Here is a 19,879-nt window from a genome sequence, read left to right as displayed (position 1 = left end):
GGTCCATCCTAGCTTCCGCGATCAGACCTCCGGATCGGCCGTCCCGGCGATCAACTCTTCCTCGATGGCTGCGCGCACGATCCCGCCGACCACGCGTTCGGGGTGCTCGATGCCCAGGCCGCGGAGGGCATCGAGCGCGTTGCGCACGATCGCTCGCGAGAATTCGCTCGCGGCGCCGACCGATTCGGCGTACGCGGCGCGATCCTGCTCGGCGACGATCACCGGCTCCGCCCCCATCTCGACCGCGAGCGCCTGCCCGATCGGCAGCACGGGAGCCGGCGCGGTGACCGCGACCGTTGCCTCGGCGAGCCGGGTCAGATCGAGGCTCGTGCCGGTGAAGACCATTGCGGGGTGCAGAGCGAGCGGAATCACGCCGGCCGCGAGCGCCGGCGCGAAGACACCGATGCCGTGCTCGGGCGCGGTGTGAATGGCGAGCTGGCCGGGCTGCCACGCACCCGTCGCCGCGAGCCCCGCGACGAGATCGGGCAGTTCAGATCCCGGCACGGCGAAGAGCACGAGTTCGGATCGCCGCACGACCTCAGCGACCTCGAGCTGCGGCACACCCGGCAGCATCGACTCGGCGCGCTCGCGACCTTCCTCGCCGGAGGCGTGGATCGCGACGATCGCGTGACCCGCGCCTGCCAGGGCTCGCGCCAGCACCGGGCCAACCCTGCCGGCACCGACGATGCCGATGCCGAGTCGGGAGGCCTGCGCACCCGCGTTCACCGCGGTGCCTCCGGCGTCTGCGGTGGCGCCTCTGTCTCGAGCGCCACCGGCGTCTCCAGCATCTCGGTGATCTGCGATGCCTGCGATGCCTGCGGCTCGGCATCGTCACGCATCGCGATGATGCGCGACGCCTCCCCGCCCTGAATGCGGAGCACGGTGGCCGTGAGCTCATCGAATACCGAACGAGCCGCATCGAGGTCGAGACCGCGCATCTCCATGCGCACCGGCCCGAGCACCGTATGCGCCTGGATCGATGCCAACCCCAGCATGCGGTGCACCATCGGGCGACGCAGCTGCACCGACTGTGCGCGCAAGATCGGCATGATCGAGAGCGAACGGGTCAGCACGCCGCGACGCACCCGGAGCGACGCGTGCTCGAACTCTGCGTCCGCGATGCGCAGACCGGCTCGCCGGCGCCCCCAGAGCAGCACGGTCGCCGAACGGCGCCCCGCATGAACGTAGTTCGCGGCAGGCCCCGTCAGCCCGTCGCGGAGTGCGGCGAAAGCGGCTTCGGCGTCACCGTCACCCGGAAGCAGAGTGTCGATGACACGCAGCACATCGGCTTCACGACCCACCGGCAGCACCACGTTCTGCGTCGCATTCTGCCCGCCCTGGGCCACCGAATGCCCCGCCGTCGTGATGCGCACCTTCCACCAGCCAAGCGGCCTCCAGAGGAGCGGCTGACGTGCCTCGACCGCGTGGATGCGTCCGAACGGAATCGATTCGGTCATCGTCGCGGTGAGGCCCGACCCCGTGCGCACCGCGTCATCGGTGCGCGAGAGCGTGAACTTGAACCCCTTGTTGAGCTGGCCGAACATGATGCTGACCATCACGATGATCAATGGGATCACGCCGAAGATCAGAAACGCCTCCAGCACCGCGCCGCCGATCACGATGCCCACGATCATGAGCACCAGGATCACGGACTCCCAGCCGAGCGCGATGCTCGCTGCGAGGCGGCCGATCGGCACCGTTACCAGTGTGTGGGCGCGCAGCGCTTCGGGGTCGATATCAGCATCGATGAAGTCTTGCGCGCGCGACGTCACGGCATCACCCGCGGTGTCGTAGACGAAGCCGTCATAGCCGACGGGTGCCGGGCCACTCACGTCTGCGACGCCGCGTTGACCGGACTGACCGCCACGACGTCGTGCCCCCGACACCTGCAGTATCTGCTCACGCACGGTCTTGGCATCCCGATGCCCGAGATACGAGAGCTCGACTTTGCCGCCCTGGCCCGCGGTGACGACCTCGATCTTGGTGAGTCCCAGCGCACGGGCGAGGAGCGACCGCTGCAGGTTCACGCTCTGAATGCGCTCGAGCGGAGCGCGGCGGTGCGACCGGAAGAGCACGCCGCTGCGCACCTCGACGGCGGCGTCGGTGATGCGATACGTCGCGAACCTCCACGCGAGCCACGAGAAGAGCACGATCAGCAGAATGACGAGCAGAATGCCGCCGAGCACGAGCAGCAGCAGTCCCTCCGCAGCAAGGTACTCGTACACATCGACGAGGTCGCCCTCGCCCGAGACATCGACCGACCCGTCGGGCACCGCGAAGCGATCGGCGAAGAAGAACTGCACGAAGTGATCGCGGAAGTTCGCAATCACAATGCCCGCAATGACAATGAGGGCGAGGCCGCCGCGGAGCAGCGGTGAGAGTGGATGCATGCGACGCCAGCCGTCGGCGTCGGAGGTGCCCGGCAACCGCGCGTCGACCGAGGGGTCGACGACGGCGCCGTCGGACTCCTGGGTCACAGGCCCGACCTCCGCGCTTCCGCGAGCGAGACCAGGCGATCGCGCAGCTCCTCGGCTTCGGCGTGCGGCAGACCCGGCAGGTGCACCCCGGTCGCCGCGGACGCGGTGACGAACTTGAGGGTTGCGAGCCCCAGCGCGCGCAGCAACGGTCCACGCGTCACGTCGACGAGCTGCAGTCTGCCGTAGGGCACGGCGATGACCCGCTCGAACATGATTCCGCGGCGGAAGAGCAGGTCGTCTTCGCGCAGCACATACCCGATGGCGCGCACGCGGCGGAACGCGAAGATCGCGTTGATCAGGAAGATGACGATGAGCACCGGCAAGGCGATGCGGAAGAACAGTGGGGCGTCGCCGCGCGACAACACGAGAATGACCACGAGCACCGCAGCGAGTGCGACGACGAAGAGCAAATTCATCGCGAGGTCGGCCCAGGCGTATGACGGGGAGACCCGCTTCCAGGCGACCTGCTCGGTCTGCCAACCGCTCGAGGCCTCAGCCGTATCTACGCCATCCGGAGTCATGACTCCAGCTTAGGCCCCGACTCGTCGACTGGTCAGAGCATCGAGGCGATCGTTCGCCATCACGCTCCAGTGATCGTCGCCGGTATGCGTCAGCACTCTACTCCGCGGCGCGTCAGTGCTCGCGGTAGGCCGTCTGATCAGCCGGGCCACGGCCAGGTTCGATGCCCGAATCGTCGTCGGCCCCGTCGTCGCCCGGAGGCACGCGGCAGAGATGCTCTGCAATTGCGGCGCACGCGATGAGCGCGGCAGCCGCGATGACGACGAACGCCATCGGCAACCAGGTGGCGGTCGGCGCAGCGATGGAACGGCCGGCCAGTGAGAGCAGCAGCCCCGCGCCGAAGCCCCCAAAGCACCCGCCGACGAGTTGCCCGGCGCGTGCGGTGACCAGCAAGCGCACGGCGTGGAACGGGTTCACCGCGCCGGGGCGCTTGCGCACCTGTCGGTGCAGCCGAAGTCCGAAGATGAGCATGACCGCCGCCAGAATCGCGAGTGAGGCCGAGAGCGACAGCGGGGGCACGAGCGGCGGTGCGCCGCGACTCGAGAGCGCGAACTGCACCACGAGCCCGACCGCCGCGCCCATCGCGGCAGCTGCGACGATGGCCAGCGGATTGGTGCGATCAATCTTGCGCACGGTGCTCCCCGTCTCGATCGCCGTGCCGGAAGCATTCGACTCGTACGACGCTGCGTGCACCGCCGGCATGGTGGTGTCACCGATGCGCGCCAGGAGGTCGGCGACGCGACCGTGCCCCATGAGCACGGCGTTCGGGTCGAGATCGAGCCAGGGCGCGAGCACGAAGTCGCGCTCGTGCGCGCGCGGGTGAGGCACCTCGAGCCGATCATCGCGGATCACGCGCCCGCCGAAGAGCACCAGATCGATGTCGAGCGTGCGGTCTCCCCAACGAGCGTCGCGCACCCGCCCGTGCGCGACTTCGATCGCCTGCATACGGTCGAGCAGCGTGTGCGGGTCGAGTGACGTCGATGCCGTCGCCACTCCGTTGAGATACCGCGGGGCCGCAGGGTCGGGGCCGTGCACGGTCAACGCGATGGTCTCGCGCAGCGCGGAGGGCTCAAGGTGATCGATGCCGGGCGTCGACGCGAGGTCGCGCTGCGCCGCTCGAATCGTCTCTCCGCGATCACCGAGATTCGCACCGAAGGCGAACAGCACGGGCACCACCTGGGCGATCATGCGTGCCCTCCGTTGCGAGATCGCTCGCGCACGACGGTCACCGAAACGTCCGCGAACGGCACCGTGATCGGTGCGTCGGGCTTGTGCACCGTGATGCGTGCCGACCGCACCGACGAGAAGCCCAGTGCAACTGCGGCGACGCGTTCGGCAACTGTTTCGATCAGGTCCACCGGATCCGACGCGACCGCGGCCGCGATCGCCTCGGCGAGCTCGCCGTAGTGCACGGTGCGTTCGAGGGCGTCTCCCGCTGCCGCGGGCGCCAGATCGACGGCGACCTCGGCGTCGATGACGAATCGCTGACCCTGCTCGCGCTCGAAATCGAACACGCCGTGATGGGCGAAGACTTCGAGGCCGGTCAGCGTGATGCGATCATTCTGCAACTCTGGGTCAGGTGCAGGGCTTGCTGCAAGACTCGGAGCCAGCGCAGCAGGCACGCCACCTGCGCCGAGCCCTGTCTGCCAGGCCGCGTGCACGGCCAGCGCCTGGCGCGAGCCGACCACGTCGTGCACGCGCACGCCCCATGCACCGGCCTGTGCCGCGAGCGCCGTCACCACGGCGGTCGCCAGGTCTCGAGGGTGGGTCGATTCGGTGCCCGGCACGTGAGCGGCGAGCGACTCGATCGTCTCGCCCAGCATCCGCTTGCGCGAGGCTCCCACGAGCACCGGGAACCCGAGGGCTCGCAGGTCGCCAAGCCGGGCGAGCAGCTGCCAGCCCTGCTCGGCGGTCTTGTCGAACCCGAGACCCGGGTCGAGCACGATGTGGGCGGGGTCGACCCCGGCCGCAACTGCCGCACGGGCGCGCTCAGCGAGTGCCACGCACACGTCGCGCACCACATCGGCGTAGTCCGATCGCAGGTGAGCCGGGTCAGGGATGCCTCGCCAGTGGCCGATGATGAAGCGTACGGCGCGATGCCGACTCGCCTCCGCCGCGACCGCGAGCATACCGGCGTCGAAGAGACCGCCCGAGACGTCGTTGATGTACCGTGCCCCGGCATCGATTGCCGCACGCGCGGTCGATGCATGCAGGGTGTCGACCGACACCGAGATGCCGGCAGCGGAGAGGGCGGCGATGACCGGACGCACACGCTCCAATTCTTCGGCGGGTGCGACGGCGACGGCCCCCGGCCGTGTCGATTCGCCACCGATATCGACGACGTCGGCGCCGTGCCGCGCGAGTTCGAGGCCGCGCGCAATCGCGGCATCGGCGGCGAGGAACTGGCCTCCGTCGCTGAAGGAATCGGGGGTGACGTTCAGCACCCCCATCACGATCGGTGCCGCTGTGACAGCGACCGCATCGACGGGGGTCACGCTTCAGCGCTCTCGGAACGGCCGAGCAGAGCGAAGACGGCCGCCTGCTCGACCGGTGCCGAGAGCGACCCGCGCGACGCCACCGTGATCGTGAGAGATTCGGTCTGACGCACGCCGCGATCGGCGACGCAGCCGTGGCTGGCTTCGAGCACGACCAGTACCCCCTCGGGGTCGAGTCCGTCGTGCAGGGTCTGCGCGATCTGCTCGCCGAGCCGCTCCTGCATCTGGGGGCGTGCGGCGAGCGTGTCGACGACCCGTGGAATCGCGCTCAGGCCAACGACTCGCGCACGCGGACGATACGCAACGTGGGCGCGTCCGCGGAACGGGAGCAGATGGTGCTCGCACATCGAGCGCAGCGTGATGTCGCGCACAAGCACGAGTTCGCCGGTGTCATCGCCAACCGGTACCGAATCGGAGAGCAGCACTGACGGATCACGGCCGATTCCAGCAAAGAACTCGGCGTACGAGTCGGCGACGCGGAACGGCGTACTCGCGAGCTCCGGGCTATCGGGGTTCGCCCCGATCGCACTGATGAGCTCGCGCACCGCCGAAGCGATCCGCTCGCGATCCACGGTCTCCCCCATGCGCGTTACCTCGAGTCGTCACGATCGTCGTCACTGCGCACGCCGAGGTTTCGCGGCGGCTGACTCGATTCGCCTGGTGCCAGCGGTGCCTGCGGTTCGGCCGGTGCCGCTGGCGCGGGTGCCTGGTTCTCATGAGCCGACTCGGCAGAGTCAGCCTGAGGTGCAGTCGAGCCCCCCGGCGTCGAGGCGTCGGGCGTCGACGCGCCGTCAGCGGGAGTCGCATCCGACGGCTCCGCAGGTGCGGGCTCGCCGACGTGGCGGTCGTCGGTGCGCAGTGCGGCCGGCACCTCGATCGGTGGGCGATCAGAGACCGGACGTCCGTTGTGCGACAGCCAGGTGGGGCGCGGAGCGAGCTTCTCGACGTCTTGGAAGATCTCGGCGATCTGAATGTGATCGAGCGTTTCTTTCTCGAGCAGTTCGCGCGCGAGCCGGTCGAGAATGTCGCGGTTCTTCACGAGCACCTCGTACGCCTCGTTGTGCGCCTGCTCCATGAGTTCGCGCACTTCTGCGTCGATGGTCGTCGCGAGGCCTTCGGAGTAGTCGCGGTTCTGCCCGAACTCGCCCATGAAGGCGCCCGGTTGACCTTGCCCGAGCTTCACCGGACCGATGGTCGCCGACATACCGTACTCGGTGACCATCTTTCGAGCGGTGCCCGTCGCTTTTTCGATGTCGTTGCCCGCACCCGTCGTGGGGTCGTGGAAGACCAGCTCTTCCGCAACACGACCGCCGAGCGCGTAGGCGAGCTGGTCTTGCAGCTCGTTGCGCGTGACCGAGTACTTGTCTTCGAGCGGGATCACCATCGTGTACCCGAGCGCACGGCCGCGGGGCAGAATCGTGATCTTCGTCACCGGGTCGGTGTGGTTGAGCCCTGCGGCGACGAGCGCGTGCCCGCCCTCGTGATAGGCCGTGATCAACTTCTCGTGGTCGCGCATCAGGCGGGTGCGGCGCTGCGGGCCGGCGATCGACCGGTCGATCGCCTCGTCGAGTGCGCGATTGTCGATGAGCTGCGCGTTCGAACGAGCGGTCAACAACGCTGCCTCGTTGAGCACATTCGCGAGATCAGCGCCCGAGAAGCCCGGGGTCTTTCGCGCAACGACCTCAAGGTCGACGTTCTTCGAAAGCGGCTTGCCCTTCGAGTGCACCTGCAGGATCTTGAGTCGGCCCGGCATATCCGGGGCGTCGACGCCGACCTGACGGTCGAAGCGGCCCGGGCGCAGCAGTGCCGGGTCGAGCATGTCGGGGCGGTTCGTCGCCGCGATCATGATCACGTTCGTCTTGGGGTCGAAGCCGTCCATTTCGACGAGCAACTGGTTCAGCGTCTGCTCGCGCTCGTCGTGACCGCCGCCCATGCCCTGGCCGCGGCGCTGACCGACCGCATCGATCTCATCGACGAAGATGATGGCCGGCGCGTTGGCCTTGGCTTCCTTGAAGAGATCGCGCACGCGGCTGGCGCCGACGCCGACGAACATCTCGACGAAGTCCGAGCCCGAAATCGAGTAGAAGGGTACCCCGGCCTCACCCGCGACCGCGCGGGCGAGCAAGGTCTTGCCCGTGCCGGGAGGGCCGTACAGCAGCACGCCCTTCGGAATACGCGCACCGACGGCCTGGAAGCGCGTCGCGTCTTGCAGGAAGTCTTTGATCTCGTGCAGTTCTTCGACGGCCTCATCAGCGCCGGCGACATCTGCAAAGGTGACCTGCGGCGTCTCTTTCGAGACGAGCTTCGCCTTCGACTTGCCGAACTGCATGACCCCTCGGCCACCGCCCTGCATCGACGAGAGCATCCACCAGATCAGCACACCGATGATGAGGAGCGGCAGCAGGAAGCTCAGGATCGACCAGATCGGGTTCGCCTGAGGCACCTGATCGGTGAAGCCGTCCTTGAGCTTCGCATCGTCGACCGCCGACACCACGTCGGCACCGCGCGGCGCGACGTAGTAGAAGTAGACCTCTTGCGACCCGGTCTTTTCGTCGGCCTTCGCGAGCTTCAGATTGACGCGCTGATCGCCGTCGATGATCTCGGCGTGCTGCGCCTTTCCGCTTGAGAGCAGATCGAGGCCGCGATCCGTCGAGATTTCGCGCGTGCTCCCACCAGAGAGCAGCGACCACCCGAGCAGCACGATGACCGGTGCGAGGATCAGGTAGAGCAACGGGCCGCGGAACAAGCGACGGCTCTTCGAGGTGCTCTTCGTCGAATTCTCTGCCAAGACTGGACCTTTCAGAAGGAACGTGCCGGGAAGATCCAGCACGAGTAAGCGTAGCCAATGCCTCTGACATCGGACTGAGCCGATGGGGCTTGTCCGCTCACGGCGCACTGTTGACGCGGCATCGACGCGCCAACAACGCCCTCGATGCCGCTCGCGGGCTTACTCTCCGCCGTATACGTGCGGTGCGAGCACCGCGACGTCGCGAAGATTGCGGTAGTTCTCCGCGTAGTCGAGCCCGTAGCCGACGACGAACTCGACGGGAATGTCGTACCCGACGTAGGCGACGTCGACGTCGACCTTGAGCGCCTCGGGCTTGCGCAGCATGGTGCAAATGCGCACGGACTTCGCCCCGCGGCTCTCCAGGTTCTCCTTCAACCACGACAGGGTCAGGCCCGAGTCGATGATGTCTTCGACGATCAGCACATCTCGGCCGGTGATATCGGCGTCGAGATCCTTGAGAATCTTCACCACGCCGCTCGACTTGGTGCTGGCACCGTACGACGACACCGCCATCCAGTCCATCTGCGCGTGGAACCGGAGCTCGCGCGCGAGGTCGGCCATGACCATGACCGCGCCCTTCAACACGCCGACGAGCAGCGGGGGCTCCTCGGTGTAATCGGCCTCGATTTCACGGGCCAACTCTGCGAGACGCTGGTGCAGCTCGGCTTCGGTGTGCAGTACGACGGAGAGGTCACTACCCAGATCTTTCGCATCCATGCGTCTATTCTTCCACTGCGCCGCCGGTGCCCGCGACACGGTCGCGGGGCGATCCGACCCTGCGCGTGTACACGATGCGTCCACCGGATCGGGTCACGGTGATGCCCGGCACCTCGATCGGGCCCTGTCCGCGCCAATCGGTGACCAGCGCCGCGATGGCGAGCGTGTGCTCACGACTGAGTTCGCTGCCAAACTCCGCCGTCGCGACCGTGCGGATGATGCGGTGGCGCAGCGCCGCCGGGTTCGCAGCGAGGGCGCGCACCGACACGGCGATGCCCGCTTCGGCGGGTTCGACGATCTCTTCGATTTGCTCGGCGATGATGGTGTCGAAGGCCTCTGCATCTTCGCGGGCCAGATCTGCGCTTCGGGCGAGCGCCGCGGCGACGCCCGGCCCGAGTGCGCGTTCAAGATGCGGGAGCACCGAGGTGCGCACCCGCACGCGGGTGAATCGCGGATCGAGGTTCTGCGGATCTTGCCAGGTGTCGAGACCCGCCTCACGGCAGGCGCCGACCGTCACCGCCCGCGTGATGCCTCCCGCCTCGTCGAGAAACGGCCTCAGTATGACGCTCTGACCGACTGCTCGCCGCAGCGGGATGCCGGCAAGACTGCGTGCCCCCGAGCCACGCGCAAGGCCCAGCAGCACCTGCTCGGCCTGATCGTCACGCGTGTGCGCGGTCAGCAGCACCGTCGCACCGGTCTCCTCAATGGCGGCCGCGAACTCCGCATAGCGGGCGTCTCGAGCCGCCGACTCGGGGCCATCACCGCGCGCGTGCACCACGTCGACATTCGCCTGACGCACGACCACCGGTGCAAGGCCGAGCTCGGAGGCCTGCTGCGCGACGCGCGACGCCACATCGGCAGACCCCGGTTGCAGACCGTGATCCACGATGACCGCCCCGGCCCGCACGCCGGCGCGCGGGGCAACGAAGGCCGTCGCCGCCGCGAGTGCGAGCGAATCGGCGCCGCCCGACAGCGCGACGAGCACGAGCGGCGCGTGCGCGGCGTCAGCGGTCGCGTCGAGCGCCCCGATTTCAGTCTGCAGTGCGCGGCGCACGGCGTGACGAGTAGCGAGAACGTCGGTCTGCAGCATGACTCCACCGTACCCGGCACCGTGCCCCGCACCGCGCCCGCCTCCCCCGCGTTCGGGTAGCCTGGGGGCGCACATGCCCAACGGCCGTCACGCGGCCCGTCACAGAAAGCACGGAGGAGCGCATGGCCGCTGCATTCGATGCCGTCATCGAGATCCCCAAGGGGAGCCGCAACAAGTACGAGGTCGATCACGAGACCGGGCGAGTGTACCTCGACCGCGTGCTCTACACCGGCTTCGTCTACCCGACCGACTACGGCTTCTTCGAGGAGACGCTCGGTGAAGACGGCGATCCGCTCGACGTGCTCGTGCTGCTCGACTACCCGGTCTTCCCCGGCGTCGGCGTCAAGGTGCGCCCCGTCGGTGTGCTCAAGATGAGCGACGAGGCCGGCGGCGACGACAAGGTCATCGCGGTACAGCACAAGGATCCGCGCTGGGCGCACATCCAGGACGTCGCCGATATCCCGGAGTACACCCGCAAGGAGATCGAGCACTTCTTCGAACACTACAAGGATCTCGAGCCGAACAAGTGGGTCAAGGTCGACGCGTGGGGTTCGGCGGCCGACGCCGAGCAGCTGATCGTCGAGGCGCAGGAGCGTCTGAAGACCGAGGGCCACTGACCCGGGAGAGGCGCCGGCGAGTCACTCGCCGCGCACGCAGAGGGGGCTCGGGATCACCATGATCCCGAGCCCCTCTGCGTTGCCCCTCGATTGCTCCTTAGTAGAAGCTCATCACGCCGGCCGGGTCGACGAAGTCGTACCACCCGCTGTCTTGATTCGGGCGCATCTCGAAGTGGAGATGGCACCCGGTGCTGGCGCCGGTCGAACCGACGTAGCCGAGCAGCTGGCCGGCTTCGACCCACTGCCCCTGGTAGACGCTACCCCACTGCACCATGTGCGCGTAGCGGGTCTGCCAGCCGTTCGTGTGGTTGACGTTGACCATGTTGCCACCGCCGCCACCGTCCCAGTAGACCATCTGCACCGTACCCGCAGCGGCCGCGACGATCGGGGTCCAGCAGTTCGTGGCGAGATCGATACCGGTGTGGTCGGGGCGCCCGGGTGGGCGGAAGCCTTCGGAGACGTAGAACCCCGAGGTCGGGTAGACCCAGCCGTTCGAGCCGCCGGTGCCACCGCCACCGCCTCCGCCTCCGGAACCACCACCAGTGCCACCGCCACCGCCAGAACCACCGCCGGTGCCACCACCACCGCCACCGCCACCGTTGTTCGCGTTCTCTTCGGCTTGGCGGGCGGCTTCTTCGGCAGCGGCCTTCGCCGCGGCTTCGGCCTCCTTGCGCAGGCGCTCCTCTTCAGCCTTGCGCTGCTCCTCTTCGATGCGGAGTCGCTCTTCGTAGCCCTTGACCGTCTTGGTCGTCGTGTCTTTCAGCGCCGCGAGCTGCGTCTCGAGAGTCTTCTGCTGTGCCTCCTGCGCCTGCACCTTCTCGCCCTGGCCGGCGACTGCCGTCGCGGCGGCCTGCTCTTTCTCCGCCTGGACCTGACGCAGCTCTTCGCGCTCCTGCGCTGCTGATTCGGCCTGCTGGCCGAGGGTGGCCGCGGTGTTGGAGGCCTGCTCGGCTTCCTGGGAGAGCGAGGTGTTGCGCTCGGTCGCCTTCGACATCGACGCCATGCGATCGAGCAGCGCGTCGGCGGTGCTGCCGTCGGCGTCGAGGAACATCTCGACGCTGCGATCCACCCCGCCCGAGCGATACATCTGTGCGACCAGAGCACCCGCGCGATCGGCGGCGTCTTCGGCATCCTTGCGGCTCTGCTCCGCCTGCTTCTCGAGCGTGTCGGCCTTCGCTGAAGCTGCGGCGAGCGCGTCTTCGGCCGCGCGCAGGTCGTCAATCGTGGTGGCGTGCAGATTGCGCAGACGGTCGAGTTCTTTCTCGCCCTCGGCGATGAGATTCTCGATCTCTTTCACCTTGGCCGAAGCCGCCGACTGGTTCTGCTTGGCGGCCTGCACGTCGTCCCAGGTCGGGAGATCGAGCGCTTGCGCCGGGGCAGCGCCGAGCTGCCCACCGACCAATGCCCCCGCGGCGATCGCGCACACGGCGAATGCCCCGAGCAGGCGCCTGACCGCGCTCGTCCGTCGTTTCCGCATCCTGCCCCCACGTCCTGCTTCGACTGCTATCCACGATTACGCTAGCATCGACGCCCGCGATCGCGGCGAGGCGGGCCGCTAGATAACGATTCGGCCACCAGTGCAATTGCATCGGGTTCATTTCCGTCGCAGGTGGGGCTATCGTGGCCGGTGACCGCCGACAACGGCGTCGCCGGTCGCCTAAACTTGTGCCCCAGCCGAGCCGCAGGGGCCTCGTCGTCTCCTGAAATGCGCGCGCCACGCGGGTGCGGCAGGCTGGAGGCATGGCTGCCGACATCATCGTATTCACGTGGACGCCCGGTTCCGACGACGCCGATCGTGCGCTGCGCGCGCTGCTCGCCGACTATCACCTGGAGACCGAGCGCGAAAAAGGAATGCCGGTCGCAGAAGTCGACGCGCTGCCGGATCGCTATCGGCGCGAGGTGCACGACCCCGTCCGCGCATTCGCAGATGACCGCGTACTCGTGGCGATCGATGGTGGCACCGCGGTCGGGTGCGTCGTGCTGCGGGCACCGCGATCCGGCACCTCGGAGCTCACACGATTGTGGGCTGATCCGGCCGTTCGGGGTCGGGGCGTCGCGTCGGCGTTGCTTGATACCGCAGAGACCCACGCCCGATCGATCGGAACGCAGGCGCTGCGACTGTCGGTGTGGGAGTGGCGCTCCCCCGCGATAGCTCTGTACGAGCGGCGCGGCTTCACCCGCGTCGACTCCTGGGACGCGCGCCCGCAACTCGTCTGCATGGAACAGCGGCTCGACGCTTGACGGCGGTCCGCGAACCGCACGGTGCGCCAGGCCGCGCGCCGTGCGTCAGTGATCGTCGAGCAGTGCTGCGGCGTACATCGCCTGCGCCGCCTCGGCGCTCGGCGGATGGAAGAGGCTGGCCGCGGCGTCGCGATACAGGCGGCTGGCCTCGCTCGCCCCGTCGAACCCGGCCCCACCTGAGCAGGCGAGCGCCGTCTCGGCGGCGCTCCGCGCGGCGTCGCCCGCCGCAATGCGCGCGGTCACGAACTTCAGCGGCCACGCCGCACCGTGATCGATCTGCTCGTCGAAGTCGCGGGTCGCGCTGTCGAGGAGTGCGGGCACCGACAGGAATGCGCGGTGGGCCTCGGCGATCTTCGCCCGCCATTCGGGGGCCTCAGCCAGGGTGAGATCGCGGGCTGCCGACCGGCGACGGCGCAGCGCTGCAGCCCCGAGCTCCAGGCAGCGCCGGGCGACGCCGGCGTAGACCGAGCCCACGAGCAGTTGGAACTGCGCGGCGATCGCGAAGGTGAGCAGGTCGGGCACGCGGCCCGGTTCCACCCGTCGCACCACCCGGTCGGCGGGAATGACCGCGAAGTCGAGGGTCGTGGCACGGCTCTGCGACGCGCGCATGCCGAGCACGTCCCAGTGGTCGGATACCGAGACGCCGGCGTCGCCTCGCTCGATGAAACCGAAGACGAGTCGGGGGTGCTCGTGGTCGCTCGTATCAAGTCCGTGCGCGATGAGGCGCGTCCACGCCGGTGACAGCGAGGTGAAGATCTTCACTCCCGACAGGCGATAGCTGCCGTCGGGCTGGGGATCCGCCACCGTATTCGAGCCCTGCAGCACCCAGTCGTTGCCGGGCTCGCTGATGCCGAACGCGAAGATCTCGCCGGCTGCCGCTTCATCGAGCACGTGCACGAGCGAACGGTCGCCGCGGGCGAGGAGCGCCGCAGCTACGCCCGTGCACAGCAGGTGCATGTTGATGGCCAGGGCGGTCGCCGGTGCCGCGCCGGCCAGTCGCTGCTGCAACCGTGACACCTCATGGAGGGTCAGGCCGGGCCCACCCAACTCCGCGGGCACGAAGACCTGCAGGTAGCCGCGTTCGATCAGCTCCGCGAGGTCTGCATCGAAGAACCGGTTGTCGCGGTCGTACTCAGCGGCGCGCTCCCGGAAGCGCGCGAGTAGCTCGGCAGGAAGGTAGTGCTCGGCGAGTTCGGCGTGGCGGGTCTCCCGATCATTCATGGACCCAGTCTATGAGCAGGCCTCAGCTGCCGGCTTCGAGCAGACCGGTCACGCGATACGGGATCACCTCACGCAGGAAGAGACTCGTCGAGGTGCGGGTAATGCCCGGGCACAGGCGGATCTCTTCGCTCACCCGATAGAGGTCATCTGGGTCTCGGGCGACGACGCGCAGCAAGAGATCGGTGTTGCCGGCGGGCGCGAAGCACTCGAGCACCTCGGGAATGCCGGCAAGCGCCGCGATCGCGTCACCGATCAGATGCTGGTCGAGTTCGACCTGCACACTGGCGGCGACGGGGCGCCCCAGAGCGGCGGGTGCGACGCGGGAGCTGTGCAGACGCAGGGCACCCGAATCGCGCATCTTCTCCAGACGGGCCTGCACGGTGCCGCGCGCGAGGCCCAATTTGGTCGCGATCATGGAGGTAGGCATTCGAGCATCCTGATCAAGCAGATGCAGAATGCGCCGGTCCGTCGCATCAATGACGCTCATATTGCTCACTTTCTGCCCGACTCATAATCCTGATATTGATCATATCGCTCAATTCAGATCGAGTCGCTTGCGCAGATCGACTCGCATACGATGAACTCATACACGTGCCGGTGGACACCCCCGCCGCACGTGGATCCCTCCCGCACCACCCCGCGGGCGATACACCCGAACGCGCCACCCTTGCGTTCGCAGAAGGAGACCGCCATGTCCCAGGCACCCGCGGCGCCGCTCGCGCACCGCACCCCAGCGCTCACCACCCCGAACGCCCCCTCCCCGCAGGCCCTTCCCGGCCTCCCCCACCCGGCGCTGCACCGACCGCGTGCCCGGGTCGTGCTCACCGCACTCGCACTGTTCACGCTGCTGGTGAGCGCCAACCTCAGCACGCCGCTGTTCCCGCTGCTCGAGACGCAGTTGGGCATCGACTCGCTCGGCGTCACGATCGCGTTCTCGAGCTATGTGCTCGCGCTGATCGTCGGGCTGCTCGTGTTTCGCCACGTCGCCGACCGGGTCAACCGCCGCACCGTGCTGGTCGCCGCACTCGCGGCCGCCGCGCTCGCCACCGCGGCCCTCGCTTTCGCGCCGACGCTCGGCTGGTTCTGCGTCGCCCGCGCCGTGCAGGGCATCGCGGTGGCGTGCGCGACGGGCATCGGGTCGGGCGCGCTGCGCGCTCTGCTGCCAGGCCGCCCGGCGCTCGTCGGGCGCCTCACACTACTCGCAACCTCGGGCGGTGTGGCGGCCGGGCCGGTCGCCGGCGGGCTGCTCTCACTCGTCGGTGTTCCGCTGCACACCCCCTACCTGGTGGTCGCGGCGCTCTTGGCCATCCTCGTTCCCCTGGTATTGCTCATCGCACCGCACCCCGAATGCGCCCCGCAGTATCTCGGCATCGCCCTCGCGGATGCCCCCGAGCCTCAGCCCGATAGTGCCGGATCGCGGGGCCGCAACCACCCGCACGCCGCTCGCGCGTTCCGTCTCGCCGCGGCCACCGGATTCCTGAGCTTCACCGTCTTCGGATTCTGCTTGTCGCTCGCACCGTCGCACTTCGCCGTGATCGCCGGCACCGAGTCGCGTCCGGTCATCGGCGCACTCGCAGCCGTCACGCTCGCCGCCTCGGCGCTGGTGCAGTTGCTGCCGCTGCACGGGCGCTGGCGACTGCCGGTCGGGCTCGCGGTGCTCACGGTCGCGCTCATCGGCCTGGCTGCGGCCGGCACGATCGGCACCGTCTGGTTCCTCATCGTCACCTGCGCGCTCGCCGGCGCCGGCCAGGGCATCGCGTTCCAGTCGGCCTTCACCGCCGCGACCGCGGCCGTCGATCCGCGGCGCCACGCATCGACGGTGAGCGCGATCTACACGGTCACCTACCTGGGCAGTGCTGTGCCGGTAATCGGGCTCGGCGTGCTGGTCGGATCACTCGGACTGTCGCCGGCCGTCACCGCGTTCGCCTTGGGCGCCGCAACGCTCAGCCTGGCGCTCGCGCTGGTCGGCGCACGGCGAAGCTGAGCCAGCAAGGCTGAGCAGGCAGCGCCGAGCGCAGGCGGGCGCTACTCGGCGAGTGCGGCCAGCGCGCGGCGGTCGATATCGTTCTCGACCAGCAGCCCGAAGCGGTCGGCCACCGCACGACGGGCGATCCGGCTCGCGAGCTCGGCGTCCCGCTGCTCGATCGCGGTGAAGAGGGAACGGTCGATCGTGGCGGATTCGAGCTTCATACTGTTGTCGTGGTGCTCGTTCTCGACGTCGCGCTGAATAATCGCGCGAAGCACGCCCGATACCGCCTCGCCGGTGAGCCGCAGCACCTCGTTGCCACTCGCCTCCCAGATCGCCTCGTGGAATTCGACGTCGGCGGCGGCGAACGTGTCGGCGTTCGCCTCGGCATCGCGCTCCATCTGCTCGATGGCGGCGCGCATGCGGTCGAGCTGATCCGGCGTGTGGCGCACGGCGGCGAGGCGGCTCGTCGTGCCTTCAAGCACGACGCGGTACTCGACGAGCGCTGAAACGTCGAGGGCGTCGGTCCCGACGAGCGCCCGCAACGAGCGCGACAGGGTCTTCGACGAGGGCGCGAGCACGACGGGCCCACCGCGCGTGCCGGGGCGCGACTCGAGCAGGCCCATGCTCTGCAGAATACGCAGCGCCTCGCGCACGGTCGGCCGGCTGACGCCGAACTGCACCATGAGGTCGCGCTCGCTCGACAGCTGAGATCCGACGGGGATGTCGCCCGAGACGATCGCCTGTTCGATCTGGTCGACGATGCGCTGATAGGTGTGCACGGGCACCGCCGGCTCGAAGCTGTGGGTCGTGGACACCTGGTCTCTTCCTGGTGGGCGGTCGGTCGACGGGGTCGGCGGCTCGCGGGCGGCTGAGCGACTGCGCTCGGTTACGGCTGTGTCACGACTCGGGTCACGGGTCGCGTGATCCGATGATAGCGCCCACTTAAGTGGTCTTACCATGTATCCTGGTTCGAAATCTCTCGGGATTTGCAGTACCCCGCAGTACCCCGCAGTACCCCGCAGTACCCGTTCCGCGCATACGCTGTGCTGTGCGGAACGGTGATCGGGCATCGTCGCCCGAATACTCACCCATCACCGGCCACGGATCCCGAGGCCTGAGTCACAGGAAAGCAGCCACAGGAAAGCAATGATGCGACGTAAGAATGCGATTCTCACCACGGCGGCGCTCGCCACCGCGGCCGTTCTCGGCCTGGCCGGCTGCTCTGCCGGCGCCGGCAGCAGCTCGGGCGGTGACGGCGATACCCCGACGACCGCGACCATCGCGCTCACCGGCACACCGACCAACCTCGACTTCACCACGACCGCGGGCTCCGCGATTCCGCAGGCGCTGATGTCGAACGTCTACGAGGGTCTCGTCGAGCTCGACCAGTCGGGCGAGATTCAGCCGCTGCTCGCGAAGGAGTGGACGGTCAGCGACGATCGCAAGACCTACACTTTCACCCTGCAAGAGGGCGTCACGTTCTCGAACGGCGACGAGTTCACCGCCGACGACGTGAAGTTCAGCTTCGATCGCGTCAAGACCGACTGGGTCTCGAGCCTCAAGGCGAAGATGGATGTCGTCGACAGCGTCGACGTCGTCTCGCCGACCGAGGTCGCCGTGACGCTGAGCACCCCGTCAAACGCCTGGCTCTTCAGCCTCGCGACACCCGTCGGCGCGATCTTCTCGGAAGATGGTGTTGCCGATCTCGCCAACACCCCCGTGGGCACCGGCCCCTACGCCGTCGAGAAGTGGACACCGAACGAGAGCCTCGTCTTCGACACCCGCGACGACTACTGGGGCGAGGCGCCCGGCGTCGAGCAGGTCACGCTGAAGTACTTTGCTGACGCGACCGCCACCACCAACGCGCTGCAGACCGGCGACGTCGACGCGATCGCCAACCTGCAGGCCCCCGAGCTGCTCTCGAGCTTCGAGTCCGACGACAAGTTCGTGGTCACCACCGGCACGTCAAGCGGCGAGGTGTCGCTCTCAATGAACAACAAGGCCGCGCCGTTCGACGACGTGCGCGTGCGCCAGGCAGTGCTCTACGCCCTCGACAAGCAGGCGATCCTCGACACCGCGTGGAACGGCTACGGCTCGCTCGTCGCCACCTACGCGACGCCGACCGATCCGTACTACGAAGACCTCAACGACGCGTACCCCTACGACCCTGAGAAGGCCAAGGAGCTCCTGAAGGAAGCCGGTCAGGAGAACCTGGATATTACCTTCACGGTGCCGACCCGCCCCTACGCGCAGGCCGTCTCCGAGATCGTCGTGTCGCAGCTGAAAGACGTCGGCATCAACGCGTCCATCGAATCGGCTGAGTTCCCCGCCGTCTGGCTCGATCAGGTCTTCACGAAGCACGACTACCAGCTGACCACGGTGCTCGCCGTCGAGGCTCGCGACATCCTCACGGTCTTCAACGATCCGAACTACTACATCGGGTACGACAACTCGAAGATCGCTCCGATCGCTGCCGAGGCCGACGCCGCCGATGAGGCCGGCTACGTCGCGGGCATGAAGCAGGTCGCCGAGCAGATCGTCGACGACGCCGCATCGGGCGTGCTCTTCCTCTTCCCGAACATCACGGTCGCAAAGGCGGATCTGCAGGGCATGCCCGAGAACGCCATCATCGAGGCGCTCGACCTCACCAACCTGAGCTGGAAGTAGCACTTCTCGCCCACACCCCGGGGTGAGTGATTCCTGCCCCGCACCCCGACGGGTTCGCGCAGCAATCACTCACCCCGGGGCAGCACCACCCGCAACACCCCGCACCCGCCCCTGACCTCGAGGACGCCGCATGGCCATACGGATCCTGATCAATCTCGCGAGATTCGCGGTGACCTATGTCGTCGCCACGGTCGTCGTGTTCCTCTTCATGCGCCTGATTCCGGGCGACCCCGCCCAGATCGCGCTCGGCGTCAACGCCACCCCCGAACTTCTCGAGCAGACGCGCGAGCAGTTCGGCACGAACCGCCCGCTCATCGTGCAGTACTTCGAGTGGTTCGGCGGCCTGCTCACGGGCGACTTCGGTACCTCGTACGTGACCCGCACCGACATCAGCCCGATGGTGCTCGATCGTGTGCAGGTCAGCCTGATCCTCGTGCTCACCGCGATGGTTGTCGCGCTCCTCGTCGCGATTCCGCTCGGCACCTGGGCGGCCGTCAAACACCGCAACTTCTCGGGTGTCGCCATCGGCCTCGGGTCGCAGATCGGCGTCGCGATCCCCGGCTTCCTCGCCGGCATCCTGCTCGTCATGGTGTTCGCGGTCGGCCTCGGCTGGCTCCCCGCGAACGGGTGGACGGCCCCATCCGAAGATTTCGGCGACTTCGTACGCCGGTTGATCCTGCCCGTCGTCGCTCTCGCCTCGGTGCAGGGCGCGATTCTCACCCGCTACGTGCGCTCGGCCGTGCTCGAGGTGATGAGCGAGGACTACCTGCGCACTGCCCGAGCAAAGGGCCTGAGTAAGAACGGCGCGCTGCTGAAGCACGGCCTGCGCAACGCCGCCATCCCGGTCATCACCGTGACGGGCGTACAGATCGCGGCGCTCATCATCGGTGCCGTGGTCATCGAGCGCGTGTTCGTCATCCCGGGCCTCGGGTCGATGCTGCTCGACGCCGTCGGCAACCGCGACATGCTCACCGTGCAGTCGGTCGTCATGGTGCTCGTCGCCATCACCCTGATTCTCAACCTCGTCGTCGATGTGCTCTACACGCTCATCGATCCGCGCCTGCGAAGGAGCGCCTAG

18 protein-coding genes are annotated in these 19,879 nt (G+C 68.1%); 5 read left to right on the top strand and 13 right to left on the bottom strand.

From position 1 onward, the window contains the following. Positions 1-21 precede the first annotated feature (21 nt). The 9 genes from ACZF5Y_RS04830 to tilS form a co-directional block, all read right to left on the bottom strand. On the bottom strand, positions 22-726 hold the full coding sequence (locus tag ACZF5Y_RS04830) for a Rossmann-like and DUF2520 domain-containing protein (RefSeq protein ID WP_497534698.1): 705 nt from the start codon (positions 724-726) through the stop codon (positions 22-24). After that, entirely contained in the window at positions 723-2,477 is a 1,755-nt protein-coding gene (locus ACZF5Y_RS04825; RefSeq protein WP_497534697.1) for a PH domain-containing protein, read from the bottom strand. Before ACZF5Y_RS04825 ends, ACZF5Y_RS04830 begins: the two co-directional genes overlap by 4 nt. Beyond that, a complete protein-coding gene (locus ACZF5Y_RS04820; RefSeq protein WP_497534696.1) occupies positions 2,474-2,998 on the bottom strand; it encodes a PH domain-containing protein in 525 nt (174 codons plus the stop codon). Before ACZF5Y_RS04820 ends, ACZF5Y_RS04825 begins: the two co-directional genes overlap by 4 nt. 112 nt (positions 2,999-3,110) lie before the next feature. Beyond that, entirely contained in the window at positions 3,111-4,184 is a 1,074-nt protein-coding gene (gene folK / locus ACZF5Y_RS04815; RefSeq protein WP_497534695.1) for a 2-amino-4-hydroxy-6-hydroxymethyldihydropteridine diphosphokinase, read from the bottom strand. Then, positions 4,181-5,491 (bottom strand): dihydropteroate synthase, encoded by a 1,311-nt coding sequence (gene folP / locus ACZF5Y_RS04810; RefSeq protein WP_497534694.1) that lies wholly within the window; start codon positions 5,489-5,491, stop codon positions 4,181-4,183. Before folP ends, folK begins: the two co-directional genes overlap by 4 nt. Then, the gene (folE, locus tag ACZF5Y_RS04805; protein ID WP_497534693.1) at positions 5,488-6,075 is read right to left on the bottom strand and encodes a GTP cyclohydrolase I; all 588 of its coding nucleotides are present in this window, start codon (positions 6,073-6,075) and stop codon (positions 5,488-5,490) included. The genes folP and folE overlap by 4 nt, the downstream gene beginning before the upstream one ends. A 5-nt stretch (positions 6,076-6,080) precedes the next feature. Beyond that, complete coding sequence (ftsH, locus tag ACZF5Y_RS04800) at positions 6,081-8,279, bottom strand: ATP-dependent zinc metalloprotease FtsH (RefSeq protein ID WP_497534692.1); 2,199 nt, start codon at positions 8,277-8,279, stop codon at positions 6,081-6,083. Positions 8,280-8,438: 159 nt separating this feature from the next. Beyond that, positions 8,439-8,996, bottom strand: coding sequence for a hypoxanthine phosphoribosyltransferase (hpt, locus tag ACZF5Y_RS04795; RefSeq protein WP_497534690.1), 558 nt, complete (start codon positions 8,994-8,996; stop codon positions 8,439-8,441). Positions 8,997-9,000: 4 nt separating this feature from the next. Further along, entirely contained in the window at positions 9,001-10,086 is a 1,086-nt protein-coding gene (gene tilS, locus ACZF5Y_RS04790; protein WP_497534689.1) for a tRNA lysidine(34) synthetase TilS, read from the bottom strand. Between the two features lie 122 nt (positions 10,087-10,208). On the opposite strand from tilS, the gene ppa reads away from it, so the two are divergent. Beyond that, the gene (ppa, locus tag ACZF5Y_RS04785; protein ID WP_053386605.1) at positions 10,209-10,703 is read left to right on the top strand and encodes an inorganic diphosphatase; all 495 of its coding nucleotides are present in this window, start codon (positions 10,209-10,211) and stop codon (positions 10,701-10,703) included. 97 nt (positions 10,704-10,800) lie between these two features. Here ppa and ACZF5Y_RS04780 read toward each other — a convergent pair whose 3' ends face one another. Then, positions 10,801-12,180, bottom strand: a complete 1,380-nt coding sequence (locus ACZF5Y_RS04780) for a peptidoglycan DD-metalloendopeptidase family protein (RefSeq protein WP_497534688.1) — start codon at positions 12,178-12,180, stop codon at positions 10,801-10,803. Between the two features lie 263 nt (positions 12,181-12,443). Here ACZF5Y_RS04780 and ACZF5Y_RS04775 point away from each other — a divergent pair, with 263 nt between their 5' ends. Then, positions 12,444-12,944 (top strand): GNAT family N-acetyltransferase, encoded by a 501-nt coding sequence (locus ACZF5Y_RS04775; RefSeq protein WP_497534687.1) that lies wholly within the window; start codon positions 12,444-12,446, stop codon positions 12,942-12,944. A 45-nt stretch (positions 12,945-12,989) separates the two neighbouring features. On the opposite strand, the gene ACZF5Y_RS04770 is transcribed toward ACZF5Y_RS04775, so the two are convergent. Continuing rightward, entirely contained in the window at positions 12,990-14,165 is a 1,176-nt protein-coding gene (locus ACZF5Y_RS04770) for an acyl-CoA dehydrogenase family protein (protein ID WP_497534685.1), read from the bottom strand. Positions 14,166-14,187: 22 nt separating this feature from the next. Next, the gene (locus ACZF5Y_RS04765) at positions 14,188-14,652 is read right to left on the bottom strand and encodes an Lrp/AsnC family transcriptional regulator (protein WP_497534684.1); all 465 of its coding nucleotides are present in this window, start codon (positions 14,650-14,652) and stop codon (positions 14,188-14,190) included. A 204-nt stretch (positions 14,653-14,856) separates the two neighbouring features. Here ACZF5Y_RS04765 and ACZF5Y_RS04760 point away from each other — a divergent pair, with 204 nt between their 5' ends. Beyond that, entirely contained in the window at positions 14,857-16,149 is a 1,293-nt protein-coding gene (locus tag ACZF5Y_RS04760) for an MFS transporter (RefSeq protein WP_497534682.1), read from the top strand. 41 nt (positions 16,150-16,190) lie between these two features. Here ACZF5Y_RS04760 and ACZF5Y_RS04755 read toward each other — a convergent pair whose 3' ends face one another. Beyond that, positions 16,191-16,949 (bottom strand): FadR/GntR family transcriptional regulator, encoded by a 759-nt coding sequence (locus ACZF5Y_RS04755; protein WP_497534681.1) that lies wholly within the window; start codon positions 16,947-16,949, stop codon positions 16,191-16,193. Positions 16,950-17,280: 331 nt separating this feature from the next. On the opposite strand from ACZF5Y_RS04755, the gene ACZF5Y_RS04750 reads away from it, so the two are divergent. Both ACZF5Y_RS04750 and ACZF5Y_RS04745 read left to right on the top strand, forming a co-directional pair. Then, the gene (locus ACZF5Y_RS04750) at positions 17,281-18,801 is read left to right on the top strand and encodes an ABC transporter substrate-binding protein (RefSeq protein ID WP_497534679.1); all 1,521 of its coding nucleotides are present in this window, start codon (positions 17,281-17,283) and stop codon (positions 18,799-18,801) included. Positions 18,802-18,931: 130 nt separating this feature from the next. After that, positions 18,932-19,879: an ABC transporter permease gene (locus tag ACZF5Y_RS04745; RefSeq protein ID WP_497534678.1), complete on the top strand. Its 948-nt coding sequence runs from the start codon at positions 18,932-18,934 to the stop codon at positions 19,877-19,879.

This window comes from Leucobacter sp. WKLB1, assembly GCF_059696215.1.
This window is presented reverse-complemented; position numbering and strand designations above follow the sequence as displayed.

Coding starts and splice junctions, on each gene's coding strand:
- ACZF5Y_RS04820 (WP_497534696.1), bottom strand. CDS start 2,998: ATGACTCCGGATGGCGTAGATACGGCTGAGGCCTCGAGCGGTTGGCAG.
- ppa (WP_053386605.1), top strand. CDS start 10,209: ATGGCCGCTGCATTCGATGCCGTCATCGAGATCCCCAAGGGGAGCCGC.
- hpt (WP_497534690.1), bottom strand. CDS start 8,996: ATGGATGCGAAAGATCTGGGTAGTGACCTCTCCGTCGTACTGCACACC.
- tilS (WP_497534689.1), bottom strand. CDS start 10,086: ATGCTGCAGACCGACGTTCTCGCTACTCGTCACGCCGTGCGCCGCGCA.
- ACZF5Y_RS04765 (WP_497534684.1), bottom strand. CDS start 14,652: ATGAGCGTCATTGATGCGACGGACCGGCGCATTCTGCATCTGCTTGAT.
- ACZF5Y_RS04760 (WP_497534682.1), top strand. CDS start 14,857: ATGTCCCAGGCACCCGCGGCGCCGCTCGCGCACCGCACCCCAGCGCTC.
- ACZF5Y_RS04780 (WP_497534688.1), bottom strand. CDS start 12,180: ATGCGGAAACGACGGACGAGCGCGGTCAGGCGCCTGCTCGGGGCATTC.
- folE (WP_497534693.1), bottom strand. CDS start 6,075: ATGGGGGAGACCGTGGATCGCGAGCGGATCGCTTCGGCGGTGCGCGAG.
- ACZF5Y_RS04745 (WP_497534678.1), top strand. CDS start 18,932: ATGGCCATACGGATCCTGATCAATCTCGCGAGATTCGCGGTGACCTAT.
- ACZF5Y_RS04775 (WP_497534687.1), top strand. CDS start 12,444: ATGGCTGCCGACATCATCGTATTCACGTGGACGCCCGGTTCCGACGAC.
- folK (WP_497534695.1), bottom strand. CDS start 4,184: ATGATCGCCCAGGTGGTGCCCGTGCTGTTCGCCTTCGGTGCGAATCTC.
- ACZF5Y_RS04770 (WP_497534685.1), bottom strand. CDS start 14,165: ATGAATGATCGGGAGACCCGCCACGCCGAACTCGCCGAGCACTACCTT.
- ACZF5Y_RS04750 (WP_497534679.1), top strand. CDS start 17,281: ATGATGCGACGTAAGAATGCGATTCTCACCACGGCGGCGCTCGCCACC.